The following is a 21,909-nucleotide window of genomic DNA, read 5'->3' on the forward strand; positions in this document are numbered from 1 at the left end:
TAAGCGGGGAGCTTTTTAGGATGGAGCGGGACTTCCGGTACGGGACGTGCTAACTAAGCAAGCCAAGATTTTCAGTAAACTTTACTCGGAAAACAAAATATAGATGGGTTTGACTAGACTAAGATCAAGAAAAATTACTTAATATTTGAGGACAAGATGGCTCCTAAAGTGGAAATTTATACCTGGAGCAGCTGCCCCTTCTGCATCCGTGCCAAGGCTTTGCTCGATAAAAAAGGGGTTGATTATATCGAATACTGCATTGATGGGGATGAGGCGGCACGGGCGGAGATGGCAAAACGTTCAAGTGGGCGGCGTTCCGTACCTCAAGTTTTTATCAACGATCGGCATATTGGGGGGTGCGATGATACCTATGCGCTAGAAGCTCAAGGTAAGCTCGATCCACTCCTGCAATCAGCATAGTCATTTGTCCTGAGTGGCTGTTTGCGGACAACGGACAGCGAACAACGGGCAGCGAACAGCGGACAATGGACAAAAGACAAAAAGCTGATAGCTAACATGAAACTTGCTTTTATTATTGACCCCATCGAACGCCTAGATCCCGGTCACGATACCAGTGTGGCGCTGATGGAAGCAGCACAAGCACTGGGACACGAAGTTTGGATTACTCAGGCGAATTTATTGAGTGTGGGGGATGGCAAGGCTTGGGCGTTGCTTGAGCCGGTGCAACTGACGCCGGTGCAACTGGTGGAAGGACGCTGGGTGGCGGAGTCGCGATGGTTTTCTGTCGGCGATCGCGTTTTACAACCGCTGGAAGGAATGGACGCGGTTTTCATGCGAACAGATCCGCCAGTGACCGTTCCTTACCTCTACGCCACCTACATTCTGGACTATATCGATCCAACGAAAACCTTGGTCATCAACGCCCCCAATGGGTTGCGGGCGGCAAATGAGAAGATGTACGCACTCCAGTTTAAGGAGGCGATTCCGGAAACGATTGTCAGTGCGGATAAGCAGGTGATCCGGCAGTTTTTGGAGGCCAAAGGGGCAGCAATCCTGAAGCCGTTAGGAAATAAGGCAGGGGAAGGGATTTTATTTTTAGATCCGAGCGATCGCAACTTTAATTCCCTGATAGAACTCAGTACTCTTCAAGCACGAGTTCCCGTGATGGTGCAAACTTACTTACCCGCCGCAAAAGAGGGGGACAAGCGAATTATTTTGCTCAATGGCGAACCAATTGGAGCCGTGAATCGCATTCCTACGGGTAAAGAATTTCGTGGCAATATGGCAGTCGGGGGGAGAGTCGCTCAGACGGAAATTACCCAACGAGAGCGCGAAATCTGCGCCCAACTGGCTCCTACACTGCGCCAGGATGGTTTAATTTTTGTCGGGATTGATGTGATTGGCGGCTACCTCACGGAAGTGAATGTCACCAGTCCTACTGGCATCCGAGAAATCGATCGACTTGATGGCACCCGTCTCGGCTATCAAGTGATTGAATGGGTGGAAAAGTTTAGATCGGAAAACCCTGCATGACATTCAGCAATTCAGCCCAAGCATCGAACCCGATTGGCGTAGCAGTGGTGGGGACTGGATTTGGTCAGAAAATCCACATCCCCGGATTCCAGGCACACCCGCGTACTCAGGTGGTTGCCGTTTACAATCGGGATTTGAATAAAGCGATCGCTCTCGCTTCTGCCCAGAATATCCCCCACGCTTGCGACACCCTAGAAAAAATCGTCGCTTTGCCAGATGTCGCCGCTGTCAGTATTTCAACGCCACCCTTTTTGCACTATGAAATGGCGAAGACGGTGTTGCAAGCTGGGAAGCATCTATTATTAGAAAAACCCACAGCCCTGTCAGCGACTGAGGCACGTCAGTTGTATCAGTTGGCGAGAGAAAACGGCGCGATCGCTACCCTCGATTTTGAATTTCGCTTTGTCCCCGCATGGCAGCGATTTGCGGAACTTTTAGCAGAAGGGTATGTGGGGCAACAGCGCCTGATCAAGATTGATTGGCTGGTGTCGAGTCGTGCCGATGCCACGCGCCCGTGGAACTGGTATTCTCGGAAAGACCAGGGAGGAGGAGCATTGGGAGCCGTCGGTTCTCACGCTTTTGATTACATTAGCTGGTTGTTTGCACCTGTGCGGCGACTGTGTGCCCAGCTGATTACAGGAATTCCTTCTCGTCCAGACTCGAACACGGGTGAAATGAAGCCGGTGGATGCGGATGATACGTGTATGCTGATGCTGGAACTGGCGGATGGGACGCCTTGCCAACTGTGTATCAGTTCGGTTGTCTATGCATCCCGGACACACGGGATCGAAGTTTATGGCGATCGCGGTACGTTAGTCTTGGGCAGTGAAAATCAGAAAGATTACGTACATGGTTTTCGCCTCTGGGCGGCACCTGCGGGTAAACCTCTTGCTGAGGTAGAAATTCCGCATCGGCTGGCGTTTCCCCAAACCTATACGGATGGGCGTCTGGCACCCTTTATCCGAGTTGTAGACAACTGGGTGCAGGCAATTGACGCCGGGAAAGCGATCGCGCCATCGCTGCGAGAGGGAGTTTATTCCCAGCTGTTGATGGATTTAGCCCATGAATCCCATCAGACGGGTTGCTGGGTGGATGTGCCAAGTTTGGACACTTTCCTTGCCAGTCGCTCATAGCGACAGTCAACGTAGGAGATTAAGCTTCAAATACAGTTAAGTTAAAGTTTTGAGGCAACCTATTTGCACCCCCTTCGCCTCCTGAAAAAGGAGATTTTTTTCTCATCGCCCCCAATTTATCAGCGGGTTGGGGGATCTTCTTTCAAATACTGATTTATCTAAACGTATTTAACCCGAACCGGATCGCGTTGCAACTTTGCCATTTGCCTCGCGGCTGAGTTAGATTAAAACATCTTTTCAACCGCTTTTCCTCAGGGTGGGCAGCAATGTTACCTGTCGCAGTTTTCGTCTGTCTTGGCTGGATCGTGTCTGTTTGTATACACGAGTTTGGTCATGCGGTAGTTGCTTATTGGGGCGGGGATACCTCAGTTAAAGATAAGGGGTATTTGACCCTGAATCCCCTCAAATATACCGATCCAACTTTGAGTTTGGTTCTGCCCGTCGTCTTTCTTCTCATCGGTGGGATTGCCTTACCGGGTGCCGCAGTTTACATCAATCAAAGCCAATTACGCAATCGTTGGTGGAAAAGTGCTGTCTCCGCAGCGGGTCCCATCGCTAGTGTAATCGTGACTTTATTGCTCACGATTCCCTTTTGGCTGGGTTGGGTGACGCCATTCAGCGAACACTGGATTGGACCAGCTTTAGCATTCCTAATTATTCTACAAATTTCCGTTATTCAGTTCAACTTTCTGCCAATTCCGCCGCTTGATGGTTATGGCATTATCGAGCCGTGGTTGCCGAATCAAACTCAAATTAAACTGAGAAAGCTGAGCAAATATGGAATTATTGCCCTCTTCATTCTGCTCTCATTCGTAAAACCGTTAAATCTGCTTTTTTGGAAATCAGCTTTTACAATTGGGGCACTGCTTGGTGTTCCAATGGAATTGGTATTGAAGGGATACGCATCTTTCAACGCTGATTCCGGCATTTTGTTATTAGCGGCGATTGGTGTTTTTTTGCTAATTCGTAGAGTCATGAATCCGCATCATGCTTGTTATGAAAAAGGCAATCAGCTACTTAAATCTCAACGGTACGAAGAAGCGATCGCTTCCTATGACAAAGCCATTAAACTAAAACATGATTTTTGGGAAGCGTGGCACCATCGAGCCTGGGCGTTAGGAAGCCTACAACGGTATAAAGAAGCGATCGCTTCCTACGAGCAAGCAATTGTCCTCAAACCAGATAACCCCGCTATCTGGACTGACTGGAGTGGGGCACTCGCTGCATTGCAACGATACGAAGAAGCGATCGCCTGTTGTGACAGAGCCATCGAAATCAATCCTCACTACCCTTATGCTTGGTATAACAAAGCTTGCTTCTGTGCCCTACAAGGCAAAGCTTCTTTAGCGCTTGATTCTCTAGAACAGGCAATTAATCTCGATCCCAATACATTTAAAACTTATGCCAAAAATGAATCAAGTTTTTATCGAATTCGGCAACATGAGCGGTTCAAAAAAATGATTGGTGAATTGTAGCTAGTAGGATAATAGCCATTGCCTACCTTGCTGCTAACTAATGAGCCGCTAAAAATGATCTGGCATCCACGGTTCGGGACTGGCAAAGAGCAGCATGGCGGTCGATAAAGAATCGGCATCCCCTTCAATTTTCCCAATCGTTTGTAACTGATGAGCTGTCAGTAACCCTGTGAATAAAGGTGATAAGCCTCGCACATCTAACCGTAATTCACCGCGTCCGCCTCTTGTCACTTCACCGCGTCCGCCGGAAACTGCCAAAACAAATTTTCCATTGTTATCGGGCAATACATTATCTTGAATTTCAAGATGCAATTCGGCTTCTAACCCAATCGGATAGCCGCGCATTGATAGTGCTTTTGGCACATCAACGACTCGCACCAACCATCGTTCTAAATGGGCAATTTTGTAAGTTTGTTCTGTGAGTAAAGACAAAAGCGGGTCTCCTGCCTGACCTTGCCAAATCACCTTGTCTGCGAGAGAACGGTGATCGGCAAAGAAAGTCCACAAACGACGTGCTGCTGCTGGTGTTAATGCCACCATGTCTCTGACTTCAAGGTGATAGCTTGTGTCGCCCCTCTTTTGGCTGAAAATGACGTAACCTTCTGGTTTGTCTTCAAAGCCAATTCGGTAGGCGTAAATCACGTCTTCTGGGGACTCGACAATGCCTTGCCAAATGGCTTGGTGGCGATCCAAGTTGCCACTGGAAGCGATCGCTCGTTGACGGTAGAGTTCGTGAAATTCGTGGTGAGTCGCTTCCACGCGCTGCATCGGCAAAGTGCGATCTTTGAGCAGAATCGTCTCTGTCGGCACCGTCAAACGGCAATAGTTCCCAGCTTGTTCGTAACCTACTTTTCGATAAAGGGCGCTGGTAGAGGCGTAGAGCGTCGATAGGGGAATTCCCTTAGCGTGACACTCCTTAACAATATTAGTCATCAGCGCCGCCGCTACCCCTGTGCCTCGATACTCTGGCGCAATGCCCACGGCGGCAATTCCGGCGATTGGTACGCGAGAAGATCCGAACCACTGACCCATGTGGAGAATGCCTAAGCCCCCAGCCGCCTGCCCTCCTTGGCGGATGACGCGGAAGTTCTCCAACCCAATCCGATTTAAATACATCTGCCAGCTATCTGGCGGTGAATTGAAGCACTGGGTTAAGCTTTGCCCAAGCTGTTTAGCTTCTTCAGGGTTAGAAATCGTGCCGAATTCAAAGTTAGTTGTCATATTAGGCTGCTAATTGCTAATTAATTTTTTACGATCAGCCATCATTATCTGCGTCTGTGAAATCGAAGCGAACCGAAGGTCGTCCTTGGAGGACATCGCGTTCTGGATGAACTGCCTGAAACTTCATCCTATTCTCTGCCACGATGGGATTGAACTCACGCGCCACCACCTCCCGATAGGTAGAATCGTGACATCAGGGTTGCATCGCCACCGCCATACCAATGCCTATTTCTCGTGTGCCTGCTAGCGATCGCAGTGAAATAGTCGCCGTGTTTGCTGGTTTCGTAATCGCACCGTGCCCAATAAAAAGTATCAAAACTGTAGCCGTCAGAAGCATTAAAGCTAAGAAAATTTGGCGTTTCATGCTTGAATTCTACAGAGAAAATTGAGGGGCACATTTATCATAGACTCAACCAGATGTTGCATCTTCTACCTATGAGCTGTTGCCTCAACCCCGATTGTCAGAATCCTCTAAATCCTGATACGACAAAGTTTTGCCGAAGTTGCGGGGCAAAACTCATGCCGTTGCTGAGAGGACACTATCGCATTATCCAGCTTATTTCCAATGAGGGAGGATTTGGTAGAACTTATCTGGCAGAAGACATAGACAAGATGAATGAACTCTGCGTCGTCAAGCAATTTAGGCCCCAAGTGCAGGGAACTGCGGCACTCAACAAGTCTATTCAACTGTTTAAACAAGAAGCAAAACGTCTGCAAGAGATGGGACATCATCCGCAGATTCCCACGCTCTATGGCTACTTTGAAGAAGGAAATTATTTATATTTAGTGCAGCAGTTTATCGATGGGCAGGATTTATTGCAGGAGTTGGAACAACAGGGTGCTTTTAGTGAAAGCCAGATTCGAGAGATGTTACTAGATATCCTACCTGTTCTCAAATTCGTTCACGAGCAAAAGATAATTCACCGAGATATCAAACCCGAAAATATTATGCGTCGCCGCTTAACAAACGGAGGAAAGCAAGAGTTGGTACTGATTGATTTTGGTGCAGCTAAGCAGTTGACAGCAAAGGGTGCAACTCAACGAGGCACTAAAATTGGTTCTTTCGGATATACTTCCTATGAACAAATGCAGGGAGGTGAAGTTTCTCCAGCAAGCGATTTATTTAGTTTAGGTGTAACTTGTTTCCATTTACTCAGTAATTATAATCCCCATTCATTATTTCTTGACTACGGTTATGATTGGGTTGGTCAATGGCAGAAGTACCTAAAGCATTCAATTAGTAAAAATTTAGGTAATGTATTAGATAAGCTATTGCAAAAAAATATTGATTTTCGCTATCACTCGGTAGACGAGATTATTCAAGATTTGATGTATAAGCCGCCAAATGTAACGCCTACAGTATTCGCATCGCCTAAAACCAATAAATCTTTTAAAAGCACAGCACTACCTAGTACACTGGTTGTTAAAAACAACTTCAATAATCAATTTTTAGCAGGTGGTGCTACCTTACTATTAGCATTAGTTGGATATGGTTATTTTAACTATTTCAATCTAAATTATTATGCAATTAGCAACCAAATATTAAGCCCAGGTTCACAAAACTTTAGCGAGAAATTTGCTTTTACAAATACTTTAAGGGGTCATTTAAAGTCGGTGGCGTCTGTCGCCATCAGTCCAAATGGAGAGATGCTAGCTAGTGGGAGTTTAGATAACACGATTAAATTGTGGAATTTGAACACAGGGCAGGAAATTTCTACTTTGAAGGGGCATTCAAAGTCAGTGGGTACTGTTGCTATCAGTCCAGATGGACAAATGCTGGCTAGTGGCAGTTGGGACAACACAATTGGATTGTGGAACCTTAAAAAAACAGATAAAGTTCGCACGTTAGCAGGGCATTCGAGCCAGGTTGTTTCTGCCGTATTCAGTCCAAATGGAGAAATTCTAGCGAGTAGTAGTTTGGATAATACGATTAAATTGTGGGATTTAAAAACGGGGCAAGAAATTAACACGTTCACCGGGCATTCCAACTGGGTTATGTCTATTGCCTTTAGCCCAGATGGACAGACGCTGGCGAGTGGTAGTTGGGATAATACGGTTAAATTGTGGAATGTAAAAACAGGGGATAAAATTCGCACCCTGACTGGACATTCAAACCATGTTAATTCTGTTGCCTTTAGCCCGGATGGACAGATGCTAGCGAGTGGCAGTTGGGATAATACGGTTAAATTGTGGAATGTAAATACTGGGCAAGAAATTCGCACGCTGCATGGGCATTCAAAAGCGGTTTATTCTGTCAGATTTAGTCCAGATATGCAAATGCTTGCCAGTGGTGGGATGGACAATACGATTAAATTGTGGAATCCGAATACTGGCAGGGAACGCTACAGCCTTGAGGGGCATTTTAACAACGTTGTTTCCCTCGCTTTCAGCGGCGATGGACGGACTCTAGCGAGTGGAAGTCAGGACTTTAATGTCAAAATTTGGCGGATAGAGTAGCAATTTGGGATTTTAGATTTTGGCTTGGGAAAGGTAGCGATCGCGCTTAAGATTTCTGATACCGCATCCCTGGCAATTGCGACACTAACCCCATCAGTTCTAACTGCAACAGCGCACTGGAGACTAAGTTCGCTGACTTACCCGTTTGCTGCACAATTAAATCAAAAGCCGTCGGCTCTGAGGAAATTGCTTGCCAAATTTGTTTGAGTTCTGGTTCTAAATCTGGTATAGGAGGCTGATTAAATAAGTCTAGCTGTTGCACTGGATCGAGTTTTGGAATCGCTCCCAGCATCTCTAATAAATGATTTTCATCCAGAAAAGGTGTCGCTCCCTTGCTAATTAATTTTAGACAGCCCAGCGACTGCCGATCGTCCAACCTTGCAGGCAAAGCATAGACATCTCGACAGAATTCATTCGCATAATCGGCAGTAATTAATGAACCGGATCGGGTAGGCGCTTCCATCACCAGCACCGCACGACTCAAACCGGCGATAATCCGATTGCGAGGGGGAAAGTGTTCGCGCTTCGGTTGGGTGCCAGCAGGATACTCACTCAGCGCTAACCCGCGATCGCATATCTGTTCGTATAGGGACTTGTTGCGCCAAGGATAGACGACATCCACGCCAGTCCCAAAAACTGCTAGCGTCCGTCCCCCAGCTTCTATACAGACGCGATGCGCTTCTGTATCAATGCCATCTGCCATGCCGGAAACAATTGTGAAGCCGCTTTTCGTCAAAGCAGCGGTAATTTTGCCAGTCCAGCGCTTGCCATACTCAGAGGGTTGGCGAGTTCCGACAATGCCAATCGTTGGCGTAATCCCATGATTCTCTTGGAGTTGCACTTTGCCGCGATAATACAGCACTGGCGGCGGAGTAGGCGTCTCTAGGAGTAAACGGGGATAATCAGCATCCGCTGGCGTCCAGAAACAGGGATTTTTTACCAAGTGTTCTTCTAAAAATTGTTGGGGATGGAGGCGCGATCCCGAAGGGTATGCGCGGAGCGCTGCTCGCTTCTCTACCACCCCCTCAATTGTTTGACGCCCAAACCCCTCCACCTCCCTCAAGGCGGCTGGATTAGCTTTCCAGGCTTCACTGAGCGTGCCAAAATGCTGGTGCAAGCGCCTGAGCAAAATTGGGCCAATTCCAGGGATTTGCGACCATGCTAGCCAGAAGGCACGTTCTTCCATAACAGTTAAATGATTGACCGTGTACACACAGCAGACCTCTCCCAAAACCCCTCTCCGAGGCTGATAGGGGCTTTGAAGATGGCTTCCCTTCCCTTTTAGGGAAGGGGCTGGGGGTTAGGTTTGGGAATGCTTTAAACAAAATAAGTCACTTAGGTTTACACCGTAGCCTAAGAGGAGCAACTGCGGGGTAGGGCGAAGCATTTGGATAACGAGTTGCACGTTTTTGCTCTCAAGTTATCGCCCAAATGCTTCGCCCCTACAGGTTTTTGGACTTATCGGTAAAGCCTAGCCTCGTAGGAGAGGGGTTGGGGGAGGGGTGCTTCTATGGCGTTTAATCGCTTTCCTCAAGCCTTCGCCGAATGCTGTTGTTTGAGATAGACAAACACCGACTTATCACCAATATCCGGTGGAATTTCTTGGACAACCTTACGCAAAGCAAAGACGACAAATAGAATTGCCCAAACTGCCAATAATCCCCGTTCTACTGACACTGGCAATACACCAGTCAGGTGTCCCAACAGCAACATTGGCACCAAAGGCGTGAGAACTTTAGTTTCCAGGCGGTTGAAACAAAAGGCTTCTTTGAAATAAATCCCCGTTAATGCCGCAAAGGTGAAGCCAACTCCAAATAGGGTTGCTGGGTGATTGTAGACAAATAAGGCGAGAGGTTCGCTACTTTGCAGTGCCAACACCGTCGCCGATAAAACACCAATTGCCCAAAACGCTTGAAGGAGTCGGTGTAGCGGTTCTAGGTAAATATGGATGGTCAATAAACTGACGCCCAACCCCAGACAGAAACAAGCGTACAGGGGGGTGAGGAGTGACAATCCTATGTTTGTCTTTAGCACCAGGAAGCTACCGAAAGCAAAGCTTAAAGCCGCTACCATTAAGCCACTACGGTAAACGATCACGCCAGTGCGATCGCTCTCGGTTATCGTAAATTCTCCAAACTGACCTTGATAAACTGCCGAATCTGACGCATTTAACTGAGTCATAAAACCTATCCGAAAATTGCTATAGAATATCAGCGATGCGGATGTATAAATCCCGATTAGGAATTGAATTAATCCAGAAGAAGAAGCACCTCATCTCCCCAGTCTAGTTGCAGTTGCGACTGAGCATTGCCTCCGTTGACGGCAATTTCGACCCAACCGTGACTGCCAATTAAAGCGATCGCCTGTAGGTGTTGGCTGTCGCTATAAGTCTGGCCACTGGGTAGCGTAAACTTTCCCACAACCACAGACCAGATTTTTCCTTGGACGAAGGTTCCTGGAATATTTGTAATTAAGTTGCCAAAGCGATCGATATACTGAATGCAACCCGCGATACCAGCTTCTGTCTGGGTACATTCACGGATGGGCAGTTGAACTAAGCTTGCTGAATCGATAGCGTTTCCCAGGTGTTCTAGCGGAACGCCACTGGCAAGATGGGCACCCACGGGAGCAAAAATATCTCGACCGTGAAACGTTGAACTGGGTTCGGTGGTGCGCCAGTAGTCGGGGTTCGTGAGTTCGACGGCGGCAATTTCGGGTAGGGACGGGGAAACCCCAGGACTACTCAGAATGCCACTAAACAGCCCGTTATCTGGTCCCACCAAGAAACCGGCGGCAAATTTAACAGCGATCGCTCTGCGGCTACTCCCCACTCCCGGATCGACAACAGCAATATGCACTGTCCCTTTTGGGAAATAAGGGTAGGCATTCATTAAACAAAATCTTGCGGCTGTAAGATTCTGAGGGGGAATCTCATGAGTGAGATCCACCACCGTCAGCGTCGGGTTGATTTGGGCGATCGCGCCTTTCATCACCCCTACATAAACATCACTTAAGCCAAAATCGCTCGTCAGAGTAACGATCCGGTTGTCATACATCTTTGTTAAGAAGGATTCTTTGTGCCAAGCGCGGGTGCGATGCTGTTGATGCGACCAGAACGCGCGATGGTTTGAACGTCTTTTTTGAACGTTTTCAGAGTCTAGCTTACCTTCAGCAAGGGCGATCGCTCCCAGACCCTAATTCGTTCCACAGCCTCAACCCTTGACGCTAGCTAACAAACTATGAATATTCTGTAACAAAAACTACCATTTTTTGGAAATTTAGGCTATATTAGAAAAGTAGCAGATACCTCAAGTCGCTTAAAAAAAATGTCCATTATGAACGGAAGACGCCAAGATAACCAGAAAAATGCGGCTGCGGCTCACCGCGAAAACATTCAAAAAAGCTTGCAGCATCGTCTAGAAATTGCCAGAGCCAAAGGTGACGAAGCTTTGATTCGCCAGTTGGAAGCGGAAGCCAACTACTTCCACTAAACCTGAATTAAGCGATACTCTCAGTCTCAAATACCGAGCCTTCGGAGTCTGCTGTTTCCGTGCAAGTGTACTGGGGCAAAACCGCCACAAATGCCATGCTATGCACGTTAATTAAATAAAACAAAAGGGGATGCCGCTAGTAAACGGCATCCCCTTTTTGATTAGAGCGTCTATCGATTCAGATCCCCGACTTCTTAGGGAAGTCGGGGATCTCGCGTTCACGAATCATTTAGAATTGCTATACGGTAATGGGTCATTGGAGAAAGGGAGAGAATTCTTCATAGCTTCCCGGTTCCTCCTAGCGACCGCCCACCACGACATTTTTAATTCGCAGATGGGGACCCCCCACACTCACGGGTAGCGGCATTTGTCCCCCTTTCCCGCACCCGCCATTGATATAGATGGAGTCGTTCCCAATCGCCTCAATATCTTTGAGCGTTTGGAAGACATTGCCAGTCAGACTGACATCAGTCACTCTTTCAGCTATCTTGCCATTGCGAATCATATAGCCTTCAGCAGCGGCAAAGGTAAACATCTCGCCGTTGGTTTGTCCGCCAAGCATCCGCACCGCATAGACGCCTTCCTCGATATCCCCAATCATGTCATCGAAGGAGTGTTCCCCCGGTTCAATGCCAGTGTTCGTCATCCGCACCAACGGGGGATAAGTGGCGTTGAGTGCCCTAGCGTTGCCGGTGGGAGCTTCGTGTAGCTTGCCAGCAGTTTCGCGGTTATGCAAGCGCTGGGTGAGGATGCCGTCTTTAATTAAATATTTGCGTTGAGCGGGGACGCCTTCATCGTCATACTTGAGAGAACCAGGTAAATCGGGCATCGTGGCATCATCAACCACATTCAGTTGTTTGATGGCTAAGGGTTTGCCTAGAGTAAGCAATTCCTGCATCCGGGGGTTTTCGTAGACAAAATCAGCTTCCGAAAGATGTCCAAAAGCTTCGTGAATGAAGACACCCGCGAGATATGGGTCGAGAACGACGGTATATTGTCCGCCTTTGACTGATTTGGCTTCCAATTGACCGACAGCGCGTTTGGCGGCTCCCAGTACCTGGTCTTCAATTCCTTCGAGAATGTTATAGTCTGTGCGGGAATGGACAGATTCAAAGCCTTGGCGGGGGGTAGAACCTTCTTCCCTAGCGATCGCCCCAAATCGACCCGACACATCCAAGCGTTCTTGGGCAATACAGGTGCCGAGAGAATTGGCAAAATAGGTGATGCCGAAGCGATCGCGCAAATTCACCATTGTCGTTTGAATTCGGGGGTCAAAATCTAGCAGCAGTTGGTTATATCCCTCCAATAACCGCCGCTTTTCTGCCAGAGAAACCCCACGTGGATCGCGCCCGATTTCCACCGCCACATAATCTTGAATGGGTTCCACTGGCGCTAGCATCGTCGTTTCTTTTCCGACCAGATGTGCTTGAGAAATCGCTTCTTCGATCCGGTCTTGCAACTCAGCTAAACCATTGAAAGTGACAAAACTCCAGCCGCCCTTGTGGCAAGCGCGAATGCCCCCAGCCAGGGTAAAGTTACGATCTACGGCATCCAGCTGATGACCGCGAAAGGAGATAGAGGTAGACTCACTTTGTTCTAAGCGAATTTCTAGATAATCTACCGCTGTGCGATAAGGAGCGATCGCTGCCTGTAACCGATCTTGCATAGAAGTTTCCACTTTTTAATCCTTTTATTTAGCCCCTGATAGGGATTCTAGGCGATTGTTAGGGCAGGCTGCTTAAATCGATTGGCACTGGATTATTGCTTAATTTGTACTAAACCGAAGGTGAAATCAGATTAATTATCGGATTTCTCCCTTCAGTTAAAAATTTGTCTATATTTACCTTTGCAACATCTAGCTCAGCGGATTATGGTTGCAAGGAGAAAACATCTCGCATTTTGAACCCCTAAACCGCCGTATTATGTCCCAAACTCGGCTTTGGCGATACTTAGCCAGCGTCGCCATACTGACTGCCATCTACATTGGTGCAGCAAAACTATCACTGGCGCTTCCGGTGTTGAATAAGTACGTAACGCCGGTTTGGCCTCCGGCGGGGATTACCCAAGGCGTGCTGTTTATCGGGGGGCGAAAGCTTTGGCCTGGAGTCGTGCTAGGTGAATTTTTATTTGCCAAAGTAGTTCTGCACGTACCCCTATCTGTTGCCATTGCTGGCAGCTTGGCTACCACCTTGCAGGCTCTAGTCGGGGTCACGTTGCTTCGTTCGATTCGTTTGCGCCCCTCTCTGGATCGCCTGCGAGATGTTTTCGGTTTTCTCGGCTTGTCTGTGATGCTGTCTACTCTAGTCGCTTCCACTCTGGGTTTGACGACTCTTTGCTGGGCAAATCTTATCCCTTGGAGCGACTATGCGACGACGTGGTGGACGTGGTGGTTAGGAGATGGCATGGCAGTTTTAGTGTTAGTCCCGGCGATCTTGACTTGGAGTGTGCTTCCTCGCTTAGACACAAGACGAGAGCGAATCATCGAGGCGATGCTTTTGCTGACTTTGCTTGCAACCGTCACCCAGTCAGTTTTCTTCGCCAAAACTGCTACAGCGATCGCTCACTATCCCCTTGCCTACATGCCCTTCCCTTTGGTCGCTTGGGCAGCCCTCCGATTTAATCAGCAAGGCGCTGTACTGGCAACTCTACTTGTCTCCTGCATTGCTATCTGGGGCACCGCCTTGGGGGATGGGCCGTTTGCGGCAGTTGCCATTAATACCGACCAAGCTTTGCAATTTTTACAAGCCTTCATGGGCGTTATCGCAGTCACTGCTTTGGTTTTGGGGGCGGCGGTTGCGGAACGCGCCTCAGCTGAAGCGTCACTACGCTCTAGCGAAGCCAGTCTCGCCAACGCCCAACGGATCGCCCATCTCGGTAACTGGGATTTAGACTTGGTTAAACAGCAACTGCGATGGTCGGATGAACTTTATCGCATCTTGGGTTTTTCACCAGCAGAATTTGAGCCAAGTATGGAACGATTGCTGACATCCGTTCACCCAGATGACCGAGAACGGGTCAGAGAATTGATAGACGCCGCATCGTATTTCAAGCAAGCCTTCAGCACTGACTTTAGAGTTGTTTTATCCGATCGTTCTGAGCGCATTGTCCACGGCACTGGCAAAATTATTCAGGAGCAAGGAGGGAAAGCCGCTCGACTCATCGGCACGATTCAAGACGTTACAGAACAAAAAAGAATCGAGCAAGCACTGCTGCAATCGGAAGCTCAATTACTCGAACTTGCCCACAATCTCGATCGGAAAGTAACCGAAAGAACTCTGGAGTTAGAAGAAAAGAATAATGAACTCGCGCGATCGCTCACCTCGCTCAAACAAGCCCAACAGCAATTAATTCAAGCTGAAAAAATGTCGAGTTTGGGGCAATTAGTAGCAGGAATTGCTCATGAAATTAATAACCCCATTAACTTTATCACTGGCAATATTAGCCATATTACTGCTTATATTCAAGACCTCCTCGACATCCTGAACCTTTACCAGCAAAATTATCCCACCCCACCCCCGGCGATTCAAGCGTATAGCGAAACGGTTGAACTGGACTTTGTGATTGAGGATTTACCGAATCTTCTAGAGTCCATGAAAACGGGTGCAGAACGTATCCGTCAGATTGTGATATCCTTACGCAGCTTCTCCCGTCTGGATGAAGCCGATATGAAGCCGGTGGATATTCATGAAGGCATCGATAGTACGTTGCTGATTTTACAGCGTCGCCTGAAAGCGCGTCCGGGACATCCAGGCATCGAAGTGGTTAAAAATTACGGTGACTTACCCCTCGTGGAGTGCTATCCGAAACAACTCAATCAGGTGTTTCTCAACCTGCTTAGTAATGCCATTGATGCCTTAGAAGAAAGAATGAAAGAGGAAGAAAAGGCCAAGGATGAAATTACCCTTTCAGGATTTTCACCTCAGCCGTTTGCGATCGCCCTCACCACCCAAATTTTGTCACCCACTCAGGTGCAGATTGAAATTTCCGACAATGGCATCGGCATGACTCCGGAAGTCAAAAACCATATTTTTGAACCATTTTTTACCACCAAACAAGTCGGGAAAGGCACCGGCTTAGGTTTATCAACTTGCTATCAAATTGTGGTAGAAAATCATCAAGGACAACTCATCTGTCTATCGCAGCCAGGATTAGGGGCAACATTCCAGATCGTCATCCCCCTGCGGCAGAGTAGTCATCCCGGAATCAGTAGTTATACTGGTAGCTTCAATGTGAACTAAAACTGCTGATTCAACAATGAGACAGCGCGTATGAAATTTGAGCTGGTTCGCTGGACTTCCAATATATTGCGGGTTTTGTCCCGCAATCTGGACTGGATGACGTGGAATCTGTTTTTGGCGTTTGTACCTCTGCTTTTGAGTATTTGGCTATTTCGCAGCAGGCAAAAGCGCTCGCCGATCTGGTGGGCGGGAGTCTTAGTTTTTATCGCGTTTTTGCCGAATGCGCCTTATTTGTTGACAGATATCATTCACTTGATTCATGATATTCGCGCCAACTACTCGGTGTGGATGATTACGCTAGTTCTCATCCCCCAGTATTTGTTAGTTATCCTGGCTGGCTTTGAAGCTTACGTTATATCTTTAATTAATCTAGGTTACTATTTACATCGCCACGAACGTAGTAAATACATTCTTTGGATGGAGCTAACTTTGCATGGTCTTAGCGCCATTGGCATTTATTTAGGGCGATTCCTACGCTTCAACAGTTGGGATTTTGTTACTCAACCGGATGCCGTATTTACTAGCGTACTGGATGACTTAGTCGGCAAATGGCCTGTGGTGGTTATGGTTGTCACCTTTGTCATCATTTCTGGCTTGTACTGGCTGATGAAGCAGGTGACTTTGGGGATAATTTTGCGAAGGCGGTTAAAAGCTATCCAGTCGCCATCCAATCAAAATCATACGGACTCCCCGACAGCTTAAGCGTTTGTTTCTTTCAAGCTGAGCCGAGAATCAATCAATTTAGATATCAATCTCATCAGCCGCAAATTGACGAACTGCTTTCACCAGATCCGTAGGGGTGCCGATATCCAGGTAGGTTCCATCCGGAAATGTTTCGGCTTCCACCCGCAAGCCGCTGTCAATCGCTGCCTGAACCACATCGCTAATCGGCAGCTCTTTCGCCTGTGGCAGTTGTCCAGCTTGGATTGCAGCGAGATACTCGTGCATAAATTGGGTAAATACTGGCGTCCAAACCGCGATCGCCCACATATACTTTAAATCGCTAATCGGCGGTTTTTCGACCACGAAGTGGACTCGTCCTTGGGCATCAAAATCAACCATCCCGGCTTTATGAGGTTGATCGTTCGGAAATAATCCCAAAACCGCATCGGCATTACCAGCCGCAAGCCGTGCCAGCAACCGCACAAAGGCGTCTTCAGGCTGAAAAAGGATGTCGGGAAAGCCCAGTGCTACCACTGCGTCTTGCACGAAGGGATAGGCTTGATCCAAGGTATAAGGAACACCATAAGGCAAGCCCAGCATCAGATAGCCGAGGTTCATGTCTAGCAGGGTGCCATCCCCAAAATAAGCCGGAATATCCCACTTTCCCGGACGCAGTACGGTGTATGCCTTCTTAATCCCTGCCAACCGCATTTTCTCTAGTAAGTAATGACTCACGACTTTGGGGCGTAAGGTGCCGCTGCCGCTATCCACCGGGCGAAATCCAATCGGGTACAACTCTTTGCTCATCGGTAAGGGGCTGATGCGCGTTGCTTGCCCTCCTGCTGGTAGCAGTCCAATGACTTCCCGCTGGTGAATGCGATCGCTATCAATCATAAAAATGCCGATTGCGGTGGAATGGAACAGGGAAACCCTCAATCTTATTATTCTCCCTGAATCTTTTTGACAGATAAAGACTTGCTGGGATTTTTGCTGGGATTTTGGTCAGGTGTGAGCCAAAGTTCCTATCAAAAGAAAGATGGCATCGCACCTGTCTTAGTCTGAAATGAATTTAGGTTGGGTTTTGCATTTAAGAATTTCCCGCAGCCGCAACCATAATTATTTCCCTAGAAGGGCGGATTTCCTGTATGGCCTTTTCCGCCATATCTTTCTTTAGAGATTGCCAATTTTTGTCGTCCTTTCTGAATATTTTTGAAAGGAGTCCAATCAGATGCCGCTATTGTCTACTGATGAATTAAAAAGTTTGATAGAAAATTCCGCTAGTCCTTGTATCTCGGTTTATATGCCGATGGAAAAGGCAGGGCCAGAGGTTCGACAAAACCCGATTCGCTTCAAGAATCTCATGCGTGAGGCTGAGAAACGTTTGGAAGAAATGGGCATAGACCAGGATGAGGCGATGACATGGCTTGAGCAAGCGAATGCGATTGATAGCCCTGAGTTTTGGGAAGAAAACCAAGGCGAGGGGGTAGCAATTTTTATCTCTCCCGAAGTCTTTCGTTACTACCAGCTTCCGGTTGATGTTGAAGAATTGGTAGTGGTTAGCGATCGCTTCCACATTAAGCCACTGTTGCCTATCGTCAACAACGATGGACGGTTATACATCCTAGCGCTTAGCCAAAAGGATGTCCGCCTGCTTCAGGCAACCCGCACTACTGTCAAAGAGGTGCATATTGAAAACTTGCCGAAAAGCAAGGATGAAGCTCTCCAATATGACGGACTTCCAAGGACGGTCAGATTCGGATTGCCACATCAAAGGGGGGAACCAACAATACTTTTCAGCAACCCGGTAGTTTCCACGGGCAGGGAAGCCCGGATCAGGATGATATCAAGAAGGATCTCCTGCAATTTTTCCATCAGATTGATGGTGCATTGCACGACTTCTTCCGGAATAAGAAAGGCCCTTTGGTGTTAGCGGGAGTTGAGTATCTTTTCCCGATTTACAAAGAGGCGAATACTTATCAACATTTGGTAGAGCAAGGGATTACTGGAAATCCTGAAATATTCAAGCCAGAAGAATTGCACGAACTCGCTTTACCGATTGTGGAGCCTCTGTTACAAGAGAATATTGAGGGGGTTGTAGAGGTATACAAAGAACTGGCTGGAAACGATACGAGTAAAGTATCCCACGATATCAAAGAAATCATCCAATCTGCTTATTATCACCGGGTTGATTCTTTGTTTGTGGCGGTCGGCGAGCAGCGCTGGGGTCACTTTGACCCTGAAACCATGACCGTAGATTTACACCCTGAACCACAGGCGGACGACGAAGATATGTTGGATTTTGCCGCTACTCATACAATTTTGAACGGTGGTAAAGTCTATGCAGTGGAGCCGGAAAAAGTACCGGATGAGGCTCCGGTAGCAGCAATTTTCCGCTATTAATCAGCGATTGACTGCGAGCGATCGTAGGGTTTCAAAATTGCTAAGTTTGTCAACCCCCCCGCTTCCCCAAGGACGGGGGGTTGAATATAAGTTAGGTCACTCAAGAAATCGTTTGGATCGCAATTAGGGGGAAAAATAAAAATTTCCTTTCCCTCTTTTAGTGCATTCTGGTGAAACGCGATCGCTTCTACCAAGGGACAAAACATAATTGGAATCCATCTGCCACTGTAAAAACAGACAACGACGCGGCTCATTGTGTACTCTTCCAGCAGGAGTGGATTTCGCCAAGGTGAAACCACACGAATTCTATGATAGGTATACTCTTTAGTTGTTCACGATTAGAAGCAAAAGCGCAACAGCCTTAAGTAGTATCTATTAACCTTTCTCGGAAGGGAATTATTAGAAAAATCGGTTGGCAGACACCCCTTGAAAGACAACCCTTGAAAATAGGATGACTTAAGACAAAGGGCAAAAAGTGGGTGTGGATTTGAAACCGTCTCTACCAGATTTTTGCCGATCGCTACTTATTGATTCAACTGACGACGGGCGGCTGCTAAGAGAAGGCGTTGTTCGGCACGAGCGATCGCGTTATAGGTTCGCTCAACGGCATCTAGTTCCACAGAAATTGAGGGAATCCCCCACTGCACAAGCCGATCGATCAACTCTGGATATTGAGCCGGTGCTTGACCGCAGATGCAGCAGGGAATTCCTGCCTGTTTTGCCATTTGGATGAGTTGCGCGATCGCTTGCGTGACTGCTGGATGACGCTCATCAAACGCCGCCGCCATCTGCGCTTGGTCTCGGTCAACTCCCAGCAGCAGCTGGGTGAGATCGTTAGTGCCAATCGAGATTCCCTGGACGCCCGCTTTCACGTAATCGGGTAGCAAAAATAGAACCGACGGCACTTCAGCGACGATCCAGAGTTGGAATTGAGACGATTGGCTGAGTCCGGCTTGTTCAACGCGGCGGCGACAAAAGGAAAACTCTTCCACCGTGCGGACAAAAGGCAACAGCAAGCGGACATTGGTATATCCCAATTGCTGCACCCGTACTAAAGCTGCCAGTTCTACATCGAACAAGGCGGGATTGGAAACATAGCTGAATGTTCCCCTCATCCCTAGCATCGGATTGGCTTCCGGGTGCCCCAAAGAACCACCAACTAAGTATTGAAATTCATGCGATCGCAAATCTAGAGAGCGATAAAATACTGGGCGCGGCGCAAATGCCTCGGCAAACTGACACAGTTGTTGGGCAAGAATTTCCCTCAACTCGTCTTCACGCTGCTGCTGGAGCCATCGTTGAGGATGTTGTCCCTGCAAAACTTCCAGCAGCAGCAGCTCAGAGCGCAATAATCCTACTCCATCCACCGGCATTTGAGCCGCGCGTTTGATACTGCTGGGTTGACTGAGGTTGACCAGCAGTTGAGTGGCGAGGACTGAGGACTGAGGGCTGAGGGCTGAGGGCTGAGGGCTGAGGGCTGAGGGCTGAGGGCTGAGGGCTGAGGGCTGAGGACTGAGGGCTGAGGGCTGAGGGCTGAGGACTGAGGGCTGAGGGCTGAGGACTGAGGGCTGAGGGCTGAGGACTGAGGGACGATGAGTGGAAAGTGCAGCGTGAGGAGTGGGGAGTCCAGAGTGCGGGGTGGAAAGTGCAGCGTGTGGGGTGGAGAGAGAGGAGTGCGGGGTGGAAAGTGCAGCGTGTGGGGTGGAGAGAGAGGAGTGCGGAAGAATTTTCTCCCGATCGCCTGCTTGAGCCTCAACGCGATAAACTGCTCCCTTGTCGCCATCCACTAGCACGGCGTCGCCGGTTTGAATGAGCCGGGTGGCACCAACAGCACCCACAACCGCTGGGATGCCTAATTCCCTGGCAATAATGGCAGCGTGACAAGTCATCGCACCCTGTTCGGCAACTACAGCGACAGCCTGTTTTAGCAGTACCAGCCGATCGGGAGTAATGCTTTTGACGACTAAAATTTTCCCATTAACAGGCGAGTTTTCATCTCCATCGGTATCCGGGAAGTGGAGATGATTGGAATCGGTTAATACATGAGCGATCGCAATGGTTCGTCCTGCTGACGCTCCCAGCCCTTCGATCAAAGGCTTTAGGTCTGGTTCTGGCACTGTAGGCACTTTCCCTTCCTGTAGGCGGTGCTGAGTCTGGGGCGAAAAGAAGGATAAAGGAGCGAGCATCAAGGAGGAATGACCGATCTCTACTGAGTGCTGTAAGGATTCCTTAACCGCTCCTACTTTAATTTTGGACTCCTTCAAGCTCATTGCTGAGTGGCCAACGATGACTTGTGTGAGAGACAACTGGTTGCCTTCATTTTCTTTTCCTGGAGAGAGCGTCCACTCCAAAGTAAAAGTTGGTCCGAGTTCAGTCCTCAGTTGCTTCGCCAGTTGAATGAGAACATCTAAGTGTTTTTCTTCCAGGGCGTAATATTTTTGTTGCTCTTCGTTGAGCAGATACGCTTCTAGACAATTATCTACCCTTAATCGAGAAGGGTGGGCGCTTGCGAAATTCTCCGTGCTGTTTGTGTCGGTTTGGGCGTCTCTAAAGTTCTCAAGACGATAAGCACGGGTTTTACTGCCCAGATATCGAGTTTGCACTTCCCCCGTTTCTGGTTGCACCTGATAGAAATCTGGAACCACTTCTCCCAAGACTAGCGCCTTGCCTAGCCCCCAGGTTGACTGAATTTCCCAGCACTCTGGAGTTGCTTGAAGAGTCCCGGAAGCGATCGCATCTAAGACGGGTTGCACTAAAATCGCCAAGTTCAGCTGAGCAGTCTGAATACCCCAACAGTGCCAATAAAACAAACTTCTGGCACGAAACAGCTCTGCCCAAGCCAGCTTCAAGCCCATCGCCAAGCTCTCTGGCGTCGCCAGACAAACGTGGGATTCTAAAAGCCCAGACTCTGGTAAAAGCACCCCGGTTGCCTGAACTTTAGACGCCGGATCTAAAGCCAAAGAGGGGCGCAAAATCAGCACCTTCGTTTGCCAATGCGCTTGTGCCGATTCTATCTCCGACATCCAAGACGACGGTAGCGTAGCGGCTGTAATTTCCTGCCGAATCGTTTGAGCAACGCTCTGTAGTTGGCGGGGATTATCTACATCCAGATGTAGCGAAGAATAGGGCAGGTCTAAGCCAAGCGGTGCCGACCATTGAATGCTTTCGAGAAATTGACGGGCTGCGGTTGCCGGAACGACAAAACCGGGCACGACCGGATAGCCACGCTGTATGAGTCGGCTCAAGGAAAAAGCTTTGTCGCCTACCAGGGTGCGGTCGAAGGGTTGAATTTGGTCGAGCCAGTGGAGTTTTTCCACTCAGGTGAAAGGGTAAATAG

The 21,909-nt window shown here is 48.3% G+C and carries 17 protein-coding genes and 2 pseudogenes; 9 read left to right on the forward strand and 10 right to left on the reverse strand.

The genetic code is table 11. The annotated features are described in order from the left end of the window. Positions 1-156: 156 nt before the first annotated feature. From grxC to NDI44_RS19245, 4 genes are all read left to right on the forward strand, one after another. Positions 157-420 (forward strand): glutaredoxin 3, encoded by a 264-nt coding sequence (gene grxC, locus NDI44_RS19230; protein WP_190414096.1) that lies wholly within the window; start codon positions 157-159, stop codon positions 418-420. A 96-nt stretch (positions 421-516) separates the two neighbouring features. Further along, positions 517-1,494, forward strand: coding sequence for a glutathione synthase (gene gshB / locus NDI44_RS19235; RefSeq protein ID WP_190414172.1), 978 nt, complete (start codon positions 517-519; stop codon positions 1,492-1,494). Continuing rightward, positions 1,491-2,627 carry a Gfo/Idh/MocA family oxidoreductase gene (locus tag NDI44_RS19240; RefSeq protein ID WP_190414098.1) on the forward strand — a complete coding sequence of 379 codons (1,137 nt, stop codon included), beginning with the start codon at positions 1,491-1,493 and terminating at the stop codon, positions 2,625-2,627. The genes gshB and NDI44_RS19240 overlap by 4 nt, the downstream gene beginning before the upstream one ends. A 266-nt stretch (positions 2,628-2,893) precedes the next feature. Then, positions 2,894-4,102, forward strand: coding sequence for a tetratricopeptide repeat protein (locus tag NDI44_RS19245; protein WP_190414099.1), 1,209 nt, complete (start codon positions 2,894-2,896; stop codon positions 4,100-4,102). A 48-nt stretch (positions 4,103-4,150) separates the two neighbouring features. Here the strand turns inward: NDI44_RS19245 and NDI44_RS19250 are convergent, their stop codons facing one another. The 3 genes and pseudogenes from NDI44_RS19250 to NDI44_RS19260 form a co-directional block, all read right to left on the reverse strand. Beyond that, positions 4,151-5,323, reverse strand: a complete 1,173-nt coding sequence (locus NDI44_RS19250) for a GNAT family N-acetyltransferase (protein WP_190414101.1) — start codon at positions 5,321-5,323, stop codon at positions 4,151-4,153. 34 nt (positions 5,324-5,357) lie between these two features. Further along, positions 5,358-5,495: pseudogene (locus tag NDI44_RS19255) on the reverse strand (endo-1,4-beta-xylanase); the annotation flags it as partial. A 21-nt stretch (positions 5,496-5,516) separates the two neighbouring features. Then, positions 5,517-5,687, reverse strand: a complete 171-nt coding sequence (locus tag NDI44_RS19260) for a hypothetical protein (RefSeq protein ID WP_190414106.1) — start codon at positions 5,685-5,687, stop codon at positions 5,517-5,519. Positions 5,688-5,758: 71 nt separating this feature from the next. Between NDI44_RS19260 and NDI44_RS19265 the strand changes: the two genes are divergently transcribed. Next, the gene (locus NDI44_RS19265) at positions 5,759-7,780 is read left to right on the forward strand and encodes a serine/threonine-protein kinase (protein WP_190414108.1); all 2,022 of its coding nucleotides are present in this window, start codon (positions 5,759-5,761) and stop codon (positions 7,778-7,780) included. 46 nt (positions 7,781-7,826) lie between these two features. Here NDI44_RS19265 and dprA read toward each other — a convergent pair whose 3' ends face one another. The 3 genes from dprA to NDI44_RS19280 all read right to left on the reverse strand — a co-directional run bounded on the left by dprA (position 7,827) and on the right by NDI44_RS19280 (position 10,836). After that, complete coding sequence (dprA, locus tag NDI44_RS19270) at positions 7,827-8,966, reverse strand: DNA-processing protein DprA (protein ID WP_190414174.1); 1,140 nt, start codon at positions 8,964-8,966, stop codon at positions 7,827-7,829. Between the two features lie 344 nt (positions 8,967-9,310). Continuing rightward, positions 9,311-9,961, reverse strand: a complete 651-nt coding sequence (locus tag NDI44_RS19275) for a DUF2301 domain-containing membrane protein (protein WP_190414110.1) — start codon at positions 9,959-9,961, stop codon at positions 9,311-9,313. 68 nt (positions 9,962-10,029) lie between these two features. Then, entirely contained in the window at positions 10,030-10,836 is an 807-nt protein-coding gene (locus NDI44_RS19280; RefSeq protein WP_190414112.1) for an SAM-dependent chlorinase/fluorinase, read from the reverse strand. A 279-nt stretch (positions 10,837-11,115) separates the two neighbouring features. On the opposite strand from NDI44_RS19280, the gene NDI44_RS19285 reads away from it, so the two are divergent. Then, positions 11,116-11,271, forward strand: coding sequence for a hypothetical protein (locus tag NDI44_RS19285; protein ID WP_190414178.1), 156 nt, complete (start codon positions 11,116-11,118; stop codon positions 11,269-11,271). 298 nt (positions 11,272-11,569) lie between these two features. Here the strand turns inward: NDI44_RS19285 and NDI44_RS19290 are convergent, their stop codons facing one another. After that, positions 11,570-12,937, reverse strand: a complete 1,368-nt coding sequence (locus NDI44_RS19290; RefSeq protein ID WP_190414114.1) for a TldD/PmbA family protein — start codon at positions 12,935-12,937, stop codon at positions 11,570-11,572. Between the two features lie 256 nt (positions 12,938-13,193). Between NDI44_RS19290 and NDI44_RS19295 the strand changes: the two genes are divergently transcribed. Beyond that, the gene (locus NDI44_RS19295; protein ID WP_190414115.1) at positions 13,194-15,509 is read left to right on the forward strand and encodes an MASE1 domain-containing protein; all 2,316 of its coding nucleotides are present in this window, start codon (positions 13,194-13,196) and stop codon (positions 15,507-15,509) included. A 30-nt stretch (positions 15,510-15,539) separates the two neighbouring features. Further along, complete coding sequence (locus NDI44_RS19300; protein ID WP_190414117.1) at positions 15,540-16,211, forward strand: DUF1361 domain-containing protein; 672 nt, start codon at positions 15,540-15,542, stop codon at positions 16,209-16,211. 39 nt (positions 16,212-16,250) lie between these two features. On the opposite strand, the gene NDI44_RS19305 is transcribed toward NDI44_RS19300, so the two are convergent. Further along, complete coding sequence (locus NDI44_RS19305) at positions 16,251-17,048, reverse strand: sugar phosphate nucleotidyltransferase (protein ID WP_190414176.1); 798 nt, start codon at positions 17,046-17,048, stop codon at positions 16,251-16,253. Positions 17,049-17,400: 352 nt separating this feature from the next. Between NDI44_RS19305 and NDI44_RS19310 the strand changes: the two are divergent. After that, a pseudogene (locus NDI44_RS19310) lies at positions 17,401-18,572 on the forward strand (hypothetical protein). On the opposite strand, the gene NDI44_RS19315 reads toward NDI44_RS19310, so the two are convergent. Both NDI44_RS19315 and NDI44_RS19320 read right to left on the reverse strand, forming a co-directional pair. After that, positions 18,569-18,826 (reverse strand): hypothetical protein, encoded by a 258-nt coding sequence (locus tag NDI44_RS19315; RefSeq protein WP_190414119.1) that lies wholly within the window; start codon positions 18,824-18,826, stop codon positions 18,569-18,571. The pseudogene NDI44_RS19310 and the gene NDI44_RS19315 sit on opposite strands and share 4 nt — an antisense overlap. 270 nt (positions 18,827-19,096) lie before the next feature. Then, entirely contained in the window at positions 19,097-21,889 is a 2,793-nt protein-coding gene (locus tag NDI44_RS19320; RefSeq protein WP_190414121.1) for a putative PEP-binding protein, read from the reverse strand. Between the last annotated feature and the right edge of the window lie 20 nt (positions 21,890-21,909).

The sequence above is a fragment of the Trichocoleus sp. DQ-A3 genome, from assembly GCF_039961975.1.
In the GTDB taxonomy this organism is placed as follows: domain Bacteria; phylum Cyanobacteriota; class Cyanobacteriia; order Cyanobacteriales; family FACHB-T130; genus FACHB-T130.

Bases quoted from the DNA above. Each gene is read 5' to 3' on its own strand.
- NDI44_RS19295 (WP_190414115.1), top strand. From the start codon at position 13,194: ATGTCCCAAACTCGGCTTTGGCGATACTTAGCCAGCGTCGCCATACTG.
- NDI44_RS19240 (WP_190414098.1), top strand. From the start codon at position 1,491: ATGACATTCAGCAATTCAGCCCAAGCATCGAACCCGATTGGCGTAGCA.
- NDI44_RS19275 (WP_190414110.1), bottom strand. From the start codon at position 9,961: ATGACTCAGTTAAATGCGTCAGATTCGGCAGTTTATCAAGGTCAGTTT.
- NDI44_RS19265 (WP_190414108.1), top strand. From the start codon at position 5,759: ATGAGCTGTTGCCTCAACCCCGATTGTCAGAATCCTCTAAATCCTGAT.
- NDI44_RS19290 (WP_190414114.1), bottom strand. From the start codon at position 12,937: ATGCAAGATCGGTTACAGGCAGCGATCGCTCCTTATCGCACAGCGGTA.
- gshB (WP_190414172.1), top strand. From the start codon at position 517: ATGAAACTTGCTTTTATTATTGACCCCATCGAACGCCTAGATCCCGGT.
- grxC (WP_190414096.1), top strand. From the start codon at position 157: ATGGCTCCTAAAGTGGAAATTTATACCTGGAGCAGCTGCCCCTTCTGC.
- NDI44_RS19280 (WP_190414112.1), bottom strand. From the start codon at position 10,836: ATGTATGACAACCGGATCGTTACTCTGACGAGCGATTTTGGCTTAAGT.
- NDI44_RS19300 (WP_190414117.1), top strand. From the start codon at position 15,540: ATGAAATTTGAGCTGGTTCGCTGGACTTCCAATATATTGCGGGTTTTG.
- NDI44_RS19250 (WP_190414101.1), bottom strand. From the start codon at position 5,323: ATGACAACTAACTTTGAATTCGGCACGATTTCTAACCCTGAAGAAGCT.
- NDI44_RS19285 (WP_190414178.1), top strand. From the start codon at position 11,116: ATGAACGGAAGACGCCAAGATAACCAGAAAAATGCGGCTGCGGCTCAC.
- dprA (WP_190414174.1), bottom strand. From the start codon at position 8,966: ATGGAAGAACGTGCCTTCTGGCTAGCATGGTCGCAAATCCCTGGAATT.
- NDI44_RS19260 (WP_190414106.1), bottom strand. From the start codon at position 5,687: ATGAAACGCCAAATTTTCTTAGCTTTAATGCTTCTGACGGCTACAGTT.
- NDI44_RS19245 (WP_190414099.1), top strand. From the start codon at position 2,894: ATGTTACCTGTCGCAGTTTTCGTCTGTCTTGGCTGGATCGTGTCTGTT.
- NDI44_RS19315 (WP_190414119.1), bottom strand. From the start codon at position 18,826: ATGAGCCGCGTCGTTGTCTGTTTTTACAGTGGCAGATGGATTCCAATT.